A 12,207-nucleotide genomic window follows, 5' to 3' on the forward strand; every position below is an offset into this window, starting at 1 on the left:
TCCCCCATCTTGATCACCGGTTCTTCCACTCAGGGCGGCGCTTCTGGGCGAAGGCGGTGAGGCCCTCGACCATGTCCTCGCTGAGCATCAGGTCGTCGACGGCATCGGTGGGATGGGTGACCGCCTCGACGGTGTCGGCGATGCCCTGGGTCTCCTCCATGACCCGCAGGGAGATGCGCACCGAGGTCGGGGACGACTCGAGGATCTCCCGGGCCAGCGCGCGGGCGCCCTCGAGCGCGGCGCCGGCGGGGACGACGCGGTTCACCAGGCCGTGCCGCAGCGCCTCCTCGGCGGTGAGCCGGCGGCCGGTGAGGATCATCTCGTTGGCCAGCTTCTGCGGCACCGCCCGGGGCAGCCGGACCAGGCCGCCCGCGCCGGCGATCAGGCCGACCTTGACCTCGCTGAGGGCGAACTGCGCGGTCTCGTCGGCGACGACGAGGTGGCAGGTCAGGGCGATCTCGCAGCCGCCGCCCATGGCGAAGCCGTTGACCGCGGCGATGACCGGCTTGGGCAGCGAGCGGCGGCTGGTCAGGCCGCCGAACCCGTTCTCCGGCACCCACATCGGCTTGCCGCTCGCCGACCAGATCAGGTCGTTTCCGGCGGAGAAGGCCTTGTCGCCGGCGCCGGTGAGGATCGCGACCCACAGGTCGGGGTCGGCGAAGAAGGCGTCGAAGACCTCGTCGAGCTCGTCGTTGGCCGGCGGGGTCAGCGAGTTGCGCTGGCCGGGCCGGTTGATGGTGACCTCGAGAACGTGTCCGTCGCGGCGGACGAGGACGTTGTCGTACCGGTCGCGGAATCCGGGCACCCGGGCCGGGTGCAGCTCGGCCATGCGTGCCAGGGTGGTGGTGACGCGGTTGCCGCGAGGTGTCGACTTGACGTAGACCCGCTGCCCGATCGGTTCTTCGGCGGACAGAAGGCCGAGGATGTCGTCGTCGCCCTTCGTCGTGGTGGCGAGGAAGCGGTGCCCGTCGGCCTCGAGCCGGCCCACGACGATGCCGGTGCGGTTGCCCTTGCGGTCGTGCTTGACCGTGTACGTCTCGATCGTGGCCCAGCCGTCGGCCTTCTGTGTCCAGGTTGGCGCCGGCCAGGAGTCGATCTCCGCCTGCAGGGCCGCACTGCGGTCGGGTCGCCACTCCACGGGGGTGGCCGAGTAGACGCCGACCGAGTATTTGCTGAGCATGCCGCCGTTGGCGCCGACGAAGCCGAAGCCGCCCGGCGCGGTCCTGGCTCGCTGGACGGTCTCGGCGATGGCGTGCATGGAGTAGTTGTTGCCGGCGCCGCCGAAGAACGGCAGCCCGCCGGTGAGGGTGAGCCCGCGCGGGTCGTCCGCGGTCAGGCCGAGGCCGTCGACGGCGGTGGTGAACACGGCGATCGGGAAGCAGCTGTAGAAGTCGAACGTCGCCATGTCGGCCACGGTCACGCCGGCGACCTCGAGGGCGTGCTTGGCCGCCATCGCCGACGCGGGTCCGCCGCCGAGGTCGGCGCGGTCGAGCAGGTCCCGCTCGCGCAGGTCGGCGTGCCCGTGCAGGAACACCCACCTGTCCTCCGGCACGGCGAGCCGCCGGGCGGCCGCCACCGACATGAGCAGGACGGCGGCGCCCTGGTTGACCTGGTCACGGGCGACGACGTAGCGGGTGTACGGGTCGGCGATCGGCCGGTTGGCCTCCGTGGGGGTGACCAGCTCGGCCGCGTCCCGCTCCACCCTGGCGGCGGCGTGCCGGTTCTTCGCGGCGACCCGGGTGAACGGCGCGAACAGCTCGCCCATCGCGCGGGCGTACTCCTCGCGTGTCAGCCCGAGCCGGGCCCGGCGCGCGTTGTCGAACAGGGCGTACATCTCCGGCGCGCCGGTCAGCCCGTGCTCGGCCGCGTACCGGGACACCAGGCCCTTGAGCCCGTAGCCGCGGTCCTCGAGGTCCCCGTCGACGTGCTCGGTGAAGTCCGGCTTGTCCTCCGCGCCGGCGAGGTGCCGGACGGTGGAGATCGCCTCGGAGCCGAACAGGAGGACGACCTCGGCCGCACCGGCGGCGACGGTGGCGGCGAACTCGTTGACCAGGTGCTGCGGGGACTGCCCGCCGCCGACCTCCAGCACGGCCCGCCGCGGCGCCGCACCCACCCGGGCGGCCACCGACCGCGGGTAGTTGTCCGATTTTCCAAGCGGTGCCTGCGCGCCCGGGGTGGAGATCTCGAACTGCCGCACACCGGCGACGGTGTCGACGGCGCCGGCGATCACGTTCACGTCCGCGCCGGTGTCGGCCAGTGCCTCCCGGGCCGCGTCGGCGGCCAGGTCGACCGGTGAGCGACGCCGATAGCCGGGCTCGCCGATACGCTCGGACGACTGCCCGACGCCGACGACGACCGGCGTCCGCGGATCGAGGTCCTCGTACTGCATGTCATGACTCCTGAGAAGGTCGGATGCGATCAGGCGCTGCGCCAGGTGACGACGGCGTCGAGGGCCTCCACGACCGGGCCGTCGGCGCGCAGTGGATTGATCTCGAGGGACTCGAGGTCGTCGCCCAGGGCCAGGGCGAGATCGCCGACCCGGGCGACGACCGCGGCGATCGCGTCCGGATCGGCCGGCGCGCCGCCTCGCACACCGTCGAGCACGGCCGCCGCCCGCAGGCCGGTGAGCAGTCGCCGGGCCCGATCGGCGGTGACGGGAAGCGGGGTGAGCGCGGAGTCCTTGAGCACCTCGACGAAGACGCCGCCGAGGGCCACCGCCAGCATCGGCCCCCACTGCGGGTCGCGGACGACGCCGACGAGCAGTTCGATGCCGCCGGAGCGCATCGGCGAGACGAGGATCCCCTCCAACTCGGCACCGTCGACGGTCGCCGCCGACGCGACGAGAGCCTCGTACGCCGTGCGGACGTCCGCGCCGGCGACGTCGAGCCGGACGCCGCCGATGTCGCTCTTGTGGAGGATCTGCGGTGAGCACACCTTGAGCGCGACCCGGCCGCCGAAGTCGGCCGCGGCCTTCGCCGCCTCGTCCGCCGACCGTGCCAGGACGGCGGGGACGACCGGAACACCGGCGTCGGCGAGCAGCCGCCGGGCGGTGTCCTCGGACCAGGCGCCCGTGCGGGCGGACGGCGCGGGCACCGGTAGATGCTCCCCCGGGGTTCGCTTCGCGCTCGCCATCGCCCGGGTCGTCTCCGACCACCAGCCGACGTTCCTCAAGGCGACCACCGTCTGCCGCAGGCCGGGGATCGTGAACGGCACTCCACCGGCCCGCATCGAGGCGCGCGTGACGTCGGTGACCGGTTGCAGGACCTGGTTGACGTACACGCAGGGCGTTTCGGCCTGCCTCATCCCCTCGCCGATCGCGTTCACGTAACCCTGGCCCATGTAGGGCACGTCGTCCGGCCGCCACGGCAGCCCGTTGACGACCGCGACGACGCCGACCGCCGGGTCTTTCGACATCACCGGGATCGCCCGCGTGAACATCGTCGGGTCGATGACCGCGGCACCGGTGACGTCGAGCGGGTTCTGCACCGTTCCGTAGTCGGGCATGATCTCGGCGAGCGCCTGCTCGGTGTGCGGGGACAGGGCAGGCAGCGGTGCCCCGAGGTCCTCGGCGCGGTCGGCGACGATGTCGCAGGCGCCGCCGGAGATCGACACGACGCCGATCCCCGGGCGCTCCAGACGGCCCAGCGCCGCCACGGCGCCGGCGGTGATGAGCATGTCCTCGATCGAGTCGACCCGGATGATCCCGAGGTCCTTGAACACGGCGTCGATCGTCGCGTCGTCGCCGACGAGCGCGCCGGTGTGCGCCGCCGCGGTCCGCGCGGACAACTCGCTGCTGCCCGCCTTGAGGACGACGATCGCCTTGCCGGCCTCCGCCGCCCGGCGGGCGGCGCGCCGGAACGTCCCGGGGTCACGGATGGTCTCCATGAACACGGCGACGGCTTTCGTGTGCTCGTCGTCGACCAGGTAGTCCAGGACGTGGCCCGCGGAGATCATGGCTTCGTTGCCGAGGGTGACCATGTAGGACATCCCGACGCCGACCATCGACGCGAAGTCGAGCATCGCGCTGGAGCTGGCGCCGCTCTGCGACAGCAGCGCGACCGGGCCGTGTTCCTGGGGCAGCCCCGGTATCGCGGTCACCGGGATGCGGTCGACGAAGTTGGCGAAGCCGAGCATGTTGGGCCCCAGCAGCACCATGTCCAGCGACCGGGCGTGCGCGACGAGTTCCGCCTGGGCCACACGGCCCGCCTCTCCCGCCTCGCCGTAACCCGACGACAGGACGACGGCGTTGCGGATCCCGGCGGCCGCCGCGTCGGAGAGCGCCTCCAGCGTGCCCGCCTGCGGCACCATCATGAACGCGACGTCGACCGGTGCGCCGATCTCCTGGCAGGAGGTCACCGTGGGGCGGCCGTGGGTCTCGGCGCCGCGCCGGTTGACCAGGTGCACGTGCTCGCCGAAGCCGAACTGGAGCAGATTGTGGTGGACGAGGGCCGAGAACTGCGACTTGTCGGCCGCGCCGACGAGGGCGACGCTGCGCGGCCGGAACAGCGAGGACAGCCGCTGCGGGGTGATGGTCGTCATCGGAATCCTTCAGGTGTGTGGACCACCCTCCGTCCGGGCGAACCGACGGATCGGAGGTCTCCCGGAGCCGATCGGGAGCAGAACAAGCGGTGGGCGGCGTGCGCGGTCGCGAGTTGCCGGACGGAAGCCGTGAACACCTGCGACGCGCGCTGACGGGCGCCCGGGATTCGACCTGGCAGCCGCAGTGACCTCGTGGCCACGCAGCTTATGCGGCCGGGGACGGCAGCAGGGCCCCGAGGTCGGCGATGCGCTGCTCGCAGCCGGCGACGAGCTCGCGGACGATCTCCGCGGCCGGGCGCACCTCGCGGAACGAGCCGACGACCTGGCCGACGAAGAACGACTCCAGCGTCAAGGCGCCCTCGTGGCCGGCCTCTGCCGCGGCGTCGATGCGCTGCCAGGCCTCGTTGACCAGCAGCGGCTGCAGCGGCATGGGCAGCGGCCCGGGACTCCCGGCGGCCTCCCATTCGTCGTGCCAGGCGGTGCGCAGTTGCCGGGCCGGCTTCCCCGTACGCGTGGGCGAGCGCAGGGTGTCGGAGCTGGTGGCGGCAAGGAACTTGTTCTTGATGGCCTGGTTGGCGACATCCTCCTCGCTGGACAGCCACACCGAACCGGTCCACACCCCGGCGGCGCCCAGCGCCAGGGCGGCGGCCGTCTGCCGCCCTGAGGCGATGCCACCGGCGGCGAGGACGGGCCGGTCACCGGCCATGTCGACGATCTCGGGGGTGAGGACCATGGTGGCGATGGTGCCCGTGTGCCCGCCCGCCTCGGTGCCCTGCGCGATCAGCACGTCGACGCCGGCGTCGATCTGGCGACGGGCGTGCTTCGGCTGGCCGACCAGGGCGGCGACCACGACACCGGCGGCCTTGCCCCGCGCGACGAGGTCCGGCGGCGGAGTGCCGAGGGCGTTGGCGATCAGCGAGATGCGGTGCTGGAACGCCACGTCGAGCAGTGCGGCGGCACCGGCCGGGTTGAGACTGGCGGCGATCTCGTCGAAGCTGCCGGTCCCCTCGGGCGCGGGCGGGATGCCGTACCGCTCAAGGAGGTCCTGGACGAAGGCGAAGTGCTCGGCCGGGATCTGCGCGCGCAGGCTGGCGATGAGATCGTCCGGGTCGCCGGCGGCGAACTTCTCCGGTACGAGCAGGTCGACGCCGTACGGCTTGCCCTGCACCTGCTCCTCGATCCAGGTCAGCTGGGCATCGAGCTCCTCGGGCTTGTACGCCGAGGCGGCGAGCACGCCGAAGCCGCCGGCGTTGGTGACCGCCGCGACGACACCGGGCGAGCGGTTGAAACCCACGATGGGGTGCTCGACGTCGAGCAGGTCGGTCAGGGCCGTACGCATGATCTGTTCCTCCAGCTTCGCGGAGCCGGCTTCGCTCCGCTCATTACTGAACGCTATGCGTTCAATTTTTCGTCACTGTATCCTGACGGAAACCGTTCAGCAATAGGTGCTCGAAGATCAAAAGGTAAGGTGGGCTCGGTGAGCGCGACGCCATCGTCACCGGGGCGCCCCCGCGACCCCGACGTCGACCGCCGGATCGCCCAGGCGGCCCTGGACGTGTTCGGCGCGGCCGGCTGGGCCGGCTTCGCGATGGAGACGGTCGCCCGGCGCGCCGGCGTCGGCAAGGCCTCGCTCTACCTGCGCTGGACCAGCAAGGAAGCACTGCTGACCGATGCGCTGACGGTGGGCCTGCCCCGGATCAGCGACGTCGACACCGGCACGCTGCACGGCGATCTGGTCGAACTGGCGACGCAGATGCTCGATCTCTACACCGGCGAGAGCAGCCGGGCGGCACTCCGGATCGCCCTGGAGGCCCCGGCGATCCCGGGCGTGGCCGAACATTACGAGACGATGAGGCGGGACCAGATCCTGGCCGCACGAGCCATCGTCCGCCGCGGGATCGCCCGGGACGAGCTACCCGCCACCGCCTCGGTCACCTTGCTGCTCGACACCTTGACGGGCGGAGCGATGATGCACGCGATGAGCACACCGCCGGACAAGCAGGCGACGCTGGCCCGCGACACGGCCGGCCACGCGCGACGGCTCGTCGATTTCCTGCTCAACGCGGTCACCGCCCCGGCGACGAACCAGGGCTGATCACCCGCCAGTCGCAGCCGGCCGGCGTCACCCCGCCGTCGCGTTCCTCATCCTGCCGCTCGACGCCGTCGCCACCGTGCACAGTGGTCAGGCGGTCGATTCGACTGACCGCATCCGGACCACCGTCCAAGGAAAGGACACCGACACGATGACGCAGCCCGGCGATTACGGCCTGCCCGGTTCTCTGAACCGAGTGCTGACCGACGTGGCAGCGGAGCGAGCGGCTCAGGACGCGATGTGGGGCCTGCAGGAACACCCCGACGGCACCGGGCCCGCGTACGCGTCCGAGGCCGACCTCGCCAAGCGGGCCGTGGCCGACTCCGCCGCCGAAGGCCGGCTGACCTGGCGGCACATCCTGCACGAAGAGGTGCTCGAAGCGTTCGCCGAGGACGACACCGACCGCCTGCGCGCCGAGCTGATCCAGGTCGCCGCGGTCGCGGTCAAGTGGGTCCAGGACCTCGACAGACGCGCCGTATCGCCTGGCAGACCTGAAACCGCGACGGCATAACCGGATGCGTGGGTGAGAGCGTCTGTGGCACGGATCGCCGACGCCATGCTCCCGGCCTCACAGGTGCGGGTCGCCGAGCCGCACGGTCAGGTTGCGGGCTTCGCCTGCCTCCAGGGCGACCGGCTGGACCACCTGTACGTCACGCCCGCCGCTCAGGGGCGCGGCATCGGCACCGCGCTGCGCGGCCAGGCCAAGGAGGCGCGCTCCCGGGTGCTCGATCTGCACGTGTTCCAGCAGAACACCGGCGCCCGCCGCTTCTGCGAACGGCACGGCTTCGCCCTCGTCGAGGAACCGCCGTTCGCATCCTCCCCAAGGCCCGTCACTCTCCGGTGGGCTCGTTCCGCGCGACCGTCGGCGACGACCGGGTGACCGTCCCCGAACGGATCTACAACCCGGAAGTCTCCCCCGAAAAGCTCGACGGCCTGACGCCGCTCCAGCAGACGATCCTGCACTGCCTCTACACCCGCCACCACGACGGCATCGTGCGTCAGCGCCACCTCACGCAGATCATCGGCAGCCTCGAGCCATGGGCCCTCCCCTACGTCGTTCACCTCGTGGGGGAATACGTCCTGGAGATCGTGGCCGACATCGGCACCCCCGGCTCCCCCACTCACCAGGCCTACGGCCGTTTCCTCGCCGGCAATCGCCCGGTTCCTCACCCTCATTCAGCAGCGCGTGGCGAGCTACTGGGCCTGCTACCACCGCAGGGATTTCCCTCGGCTCGCCGATTACGCAGGACACCGGCTCGTCGCCGCCATGCGCGCCGCCGGCGACTTCATCACGCGCGACCGATGAGCCGGCCGCCGGAAGACGGCCACCGATACGTCCAGAGGTGGGGAAGACACGCGGCGAATCGGTTCGAGACAAGTCTCTGAGCTGGAAGTTCGGGGCGCAACCCGAAGAATCCCCACAGGTCTGAGTGTCGGACACATGTCCTTCATATACCGGACACATGTGATTGACATGCCTTCCCGCCTAAATCTACCCTGTCTGCGAATCGATTCGATTGCGTCGCCCGCGTTGAGACCGCCTTTTCGCTTCACCCGACCGCCAGACGGCAACACCCCAGGTTCCAGGACAACGCCTCGGCTCGTCCCGCGATGCCCCACCCCCCCGTCGAAGGAGTCACGAGTGAACATCACCTTCAGTTGGCGGCATGGTCGCCGCCGCGGTCTGGCCGCCCTCTTCTCCGCCGCGGCGCTCGTCGCCGCGTCCGTCGTCGCGACCGCCGCACCGGCCCAGGCCGCCGACGAGTCCATCACCGTCAACTTCTCGGTCGCGGGCGGTTCCCCGACGTATCGGGCGTCGGGGTGGATCTACGGCATGACCGAGAACGGTGCGAATCCGCCGGACAACTACTTCACGGATGTGAAGTTCCGGTACATGCGCGCCGGCGGCGCCCAGCTCGACAGCCCCGGCGGCTGGGTGTCGGGCAAGTACGACCGGCGGTGGAACGCCACCCGCGCCCAGCTGCTGCGCACCCGGTCGCTGGGCGGCGAGTTCGTCCTGCTCGTGCACGACCTGTGGGGCGCCGACGGCTATCCGATCTCGCGCTTTCCGGGCGACAACGGCAACTGGAGCGACTACGACGCCTTCCTCACCCGCCTGATCGACGACGTGCGGGCCACGGGCGCGCCGGTCCAGTGGGACCTGTGGAACGAGCCCAACATCACCCTGTTCTGGAACCGCCCCCAGTCGCAGTACTTCGAGATGTGGAAACGCGCCTACCAGCGCATCCGCGCCGCGTTCCCCTCCCACCTGATCGTGGGCCCCAGCTTCGCGGGCGTGCCCTCCACCAGCGGCTGGTGGACGCAGTACCTCGACTACGTCAAGGCCAACAACGTCGTGCCCGACATCGTCAGCTGGCACTCCCTGCCCGGCGACCCGGTGGCCAACGTGGCCACCGCGAACACCACCCTCGATTCGCGGGGCATCGCCCACCCCCGCCCCTACCAGATCAACGAATACGGCGCCTCCAACGAGCAGAACCCCGCCGACGGCGCCTGGTACATCGCCCGGCTGGAGCGGGCCGGGGCCGACGGCCTGCGCGCCAACTGGGCCGGCGGGAGCAACCTGCACAACGACCTGGCCAACCTCCTCACCCACAACTCCTCCGGCCAGTACTCGCCGAAGGGCGAATGGTGGGTCTACCGCTTCTACGGCTCCCAGACCGGGCAGATCGCCTCGGTCACCCCCAGCTCCAACTACGACGCCTTCGCCACCAAGACGAGCGGAACCGCCAAGATCCTCGTCGGCGGCGGCCGCACCACAGGCAACATCGCCGTCAACCTGCAGCGCCTGGACACCACCAGCGACATCGTCCAGAACAACCAGGTCCGCGTCCTCGTCGAACGCATCCCCTACAACGGCGGCGGCGCCGTCACCGGCCCGGTCACCGTCCAGAACACCGTGGCGACCCTGTCCGGCAACGGCACCACGGTCAACCTGCCGCACACCGCCGTCGACGACACCTTCACCATCACCCTCCTGCCGCCCTCGAGCGGCGGAGGTTCGACGTCGGCGTTGCGCAACGTCAACGCCGGCCGCTGCCTCGACGTGCCGAACGTGTCGCAGACGAACGGCACGCAGCTCCAGCTGTGGGACTGCAACGGCCAGACCAACCAGCAGTGGACGTACACCTCCTCCCGGCAACTGCAGGTCTACGGCAACAAGTGCCTCGACGCCGAGGCCGCAGGAACCGCGAACGGCACCCGGGCGATCATCTGGGACTGCAACGGCCAAGCCAACCAGCAGTGGAACGTCAACGCCGACGGCACCGTCACCGGCGTGCAGTCCGGCCTGTGCCTGGAGGCGAGCAACTTCGGCACCTCGAACGGAACGAAGGTCCAGCTGTGGTCCTGCACCGGCACCACCAGTCAGAAGTGGACCCGAAGCTGATCAGGTGACCGGCGACGCGCTTCACCCATGACCGCCACGCCGGTCGGACGTGCGTCACACGTCCGACCGGCGTCCGGCCTCGCGGCCCCGCGATCGGCTCCGCCTGGAGTCGAATCGGTTCGTAGGAGCGGTGACCCATAGACCGCGCACGTCACCGAGGTCGAGCGGACCGTCGTATGCGCCGCGGTCGTCATCCCATGCGCTCGATTCGACTTACGATGTGCGTATCGGTCGGATCAGGTGAGGAGCGCCGGTGAATATCGGGGAGATCGCCAAGCGGTCGGGTGTGGCGCGCAGCACCGTCTCGTACGCCCTCAGCGGCAAGCGTCCGGTGTCGGAGGAGACCCGCCGGCGCATCCAAGCGGTCATCGACGAACTGGGCTACCGGCCCAACGCCGCAGCCAAGGCGCTCAAGGAAGGCAGGACCCACACCATCGGTCTGGTCATCCCCCCCGCCAGCCGCCGCCTGACCGACATGCAGCTCGGCTTCGTGGCCAGCGTCGTCGACGCCGCCGCACACGCCGACCTGGACGTCCTGTTGTCGCCGTCCGGGGGCGAGCACGATCGATCGTTCGAGCGCGTGGTCGGCGGCAGACGTGTGGACGGCGTCATCGTCATGGAGATACGGCTGGAGGACGACCGGGTCACCCGCCTGCGGCAGGCCGGGCTGCCCTTCGTCGGCATCGGCCGCACCAGCCGCCCCGAGGAGATGTCCTGGGTGGACATCGACTACGAGAAGCTGATCGCCAACTGTGTGCATCACCTGGCCGACCTCGGCCATCGCCGCATCGCCCTGGTCAACCGCTCGGAGGAGCTGGTGGCCGCCGGGTACGGCCCAGGCCACCGCGCCCAGGCCGGTTTCACCCGCGCGATGGCGGAGCGTCGTCTCGACGGCGTGCAGACGTGCTGCGCCGACGACGCCCAATCGGGGGTGTCCTGCGTCGAGCGGCTCCTCGAGGAGCACCCCGGCCTGACCGCGATCGCCACCATCAACGAGGCCGCCACCCCCGGGATGTACCACGCGCTCGCCCAGGCGGGCCTGGTCGTGCCCCGCGACTTCTCCATCGCCGGCGTCTCCGCGCGGCACTGGGCGGAGAACCTGCACCCTCCACTCACGGCCGCCGACGTCCCCGCGGATGAGCTCGGCGCCCGCGCCGTCGAGATGCTCATCCGGCTGATCGCCGATCCCACCACCCCGCACGGCCATCTCCTGGTCGCGCCGCCGATCTCCCTGCGTGGCACGACCGGGCCCGCCCGCGCCCGGGATCACCGTTCCTGACGGCTGAACGTGAGCCGGCGCCCGCCGCGGCGGTCCCTGCCGCCCGCCACCGGCTCCGGCGGACCGCCACCACGAGACATTTCGACGCTGAGGGCAGATCGTTTCCCATACCCACAGAGATGATCTGACTTTCAGCTGGTATTTCTTCCGATCCTTCGGTGTGAGATTTCGTCAGCCGCAATAGAGAGGCTCGATCGACTCATCTCCGCCAGATCGTTGTCGTGAAAGTTTCACCTCCCGCACTCCGCAGCGATCGGGCCCGCCCTCGTCGCAGCAGATGAGGCGCTCCGGCAGGCCGGGGGCCGGCCGGAGAGAGTCGGGAGCCTTGACGCGGATCGGCGCGTCGTATTTGCTCCGCCGCACCACCACTTACGCCGGGGCCGCCTCGCGAGCACCAGTGTTAGCGCTAACAAAAATGGCCGGATCTCAAGGAGCGATAACAGCACACGCTTCTGTCCCGCACTCTCCCAGGAGTATCCATGAAGATCGCATGCCTTCTGCGCCGGGTCGGCGCCGTAGTCACCTCTCGCAGCCGGCTCGGCGGAAGTAGCCCGGGGTTCCGCCATAGGCCGAACCTGCCGCATCGCCTTCCGACGGATGGCGGGTTGACCGCGCGTACGTGGAGACGTTGGTCGACCGCGGCGCTGCTGGCCGTGGTCGTGGCGGTGACGGGCACGCTGGTGGGCACGGGTGTCGCCCTCGCGGAGTCGAACGGCGGGGTGCGGGTGATGCCGCTGGGCGACTCGATCACCGAGGGCACGCAGGTGCCCGGCGGCTACCGGATCGGGTTGTGGCAGCGCCTGGCCGCGGGCCGCTACACGATCGACTTCGTCGGGTCGCAGTACAACGGGCCCGCCAGTCTGGGCGACCACGACCACGAGGGACACC

The 12,207-nt window shown here is 70.7% G+C and carries 9 protein-coding genes and 1 pseudogene; 7 read left to right on the forward strand and 3 right to left on the reverse strand.

The features are described 5' to 3' along the window. Window positions 1-13: 13 nt before the first annotated feature. The 3 genes from HHX35_RS41300 to HHX35_RS41310 form a co-directional block, all read right to left on the reverse strand. Window positions 14-2,389, reverse strand: coding sequence for an acetyl-CoA acetyltransferase (locus HHX35_RS41300; protein WP_182904044.1), 2,376 nt, complete (start codon window positions 2,387-2,389; stop codon window positions 14-16). A 29-nt stretch (window positions 2,390-2,418) separates the two neighbouring features. Beyond that, window positions 2,419-4,539 (reverse strand): acetate--CoA ligase family protein, encoded by a 2,121-nt coding sequence (locus tag HHX35_RS41305; RefSeq protein ID WP_182904045.1) that lies wholly within the window; start codon window positions 4,537-4,539, stop codon window positions 2,419-2,421. Between the two features lie 205 nt (window positions 4,540-4,744). Beyond that, window positions 4,745-5,878, reverse strand: a complete 1,134-nt coding sequence (locus HHX35_RS41310; RefSeq protein ID WP_182904046.1) for a nitronate monooxygenase — start codon at window positions 5,876-5,878, stop codon at window positions 4,745-4,747. Between the two features lie 138 nt (window positions 5,879-6,016). On the opposite strand from HHX35_RS41310, the gene HHX35_RS41315 reads away from it, so the two are divergent. The 7 genes and pseudogenes from HHX35_RS41315 to HHX35_RS41345 all read left to right on the forward strand — a co-directional run. Further along, the gene (locus tag HHX35_RS41315) at window positions 6,017-6,634 is read left to right on the forward strand and encodes a TetR/AcrR family transcriptional regulator (RefSeq protein ID WP_310739658.1); all 618 of its coding nucleotides are present in this window, start codon (window positions 6,017-6,019) and stop codon (window positions 6,632-6,634) included. A 148-nt stretch (window positions 6,635-6,782) separates the two neighbouring features. Continuing rightward, window positions 6,783-7,142: a hypothetical protein gene (locus HHX35_RS41320; RefSeq protein WP_182904047.1), complete on the forward strand. Its 360-nt coding sequence runs from the start codon at window positions 6,783-6,785 to the stop codon at window positions 7,140-7,142. 24 nt (window positions 7,143-7,166) lie between these two features. After that, window positions 7,167-7,511 (forward strand): GNAT family N-acetyltransferase, encoded by a 345-nt coding sequence (locus HHX35_RS41325; protein WP_182904048.1) that lies wholly within the window; start codon window positions 7,167-7,169, stop codon window positions 7,509-7,511. Beyond that, entirely contained in the window at window positions 7,472-8,017 is a 546-nt protein-coding gene (locus HHX35_RS41330) for a hypothetical protein (RefSeq protein ID WP_182904049.1), read from the forward strand. Before HHX35_RS41325 ends, HHX35_RS41330 begins: the two co-directional genes overlap by 40 nt. 256 nt (window positions 8,018-8,273) lie before the next feature. After that, the gene (locus tag HHX35_RS42955; protein WP_310739659.1) at window positions 8,274-10,040 is read left to right on the forward strand and encodes a ricin-type beta-trefoil lectin domain protein; all 1,767 of its coding nucleotides are present in this window, start codon (window positions 8,274-8,276) and stop codon (window positions 10,038-10,040) included. A 253-nt stretch (window positions 10,041-10,293) separates the two neighbouring features. Continuing rightward, entirely contained in the window at window positions 10,294-11,319 is a 1,026-nt protein-coding gene (locus tag HHX35_RS41340) for a LacI family DNA-binding transcriptional regulator (protein ID WP_182904051.1), read from the forward strand. Between the two features lie 605 nt (window positions 11,320-11,924). Next, window positions 11,925-12,207, forward strand: a pseudogene (locus HHX35_RS41345) (SGNH hydrolase); the annotation flags it as partial.

Source organism: Microbispora sp. H10830, assembly GCF_014161375.1.
Taxonomy (GTDB): Bacteria; Actinomycetota; Actinomycetes; order Streptosporangiales; family Streptosporangiaceae; genus Microbispora; species Microbispora catharanthi.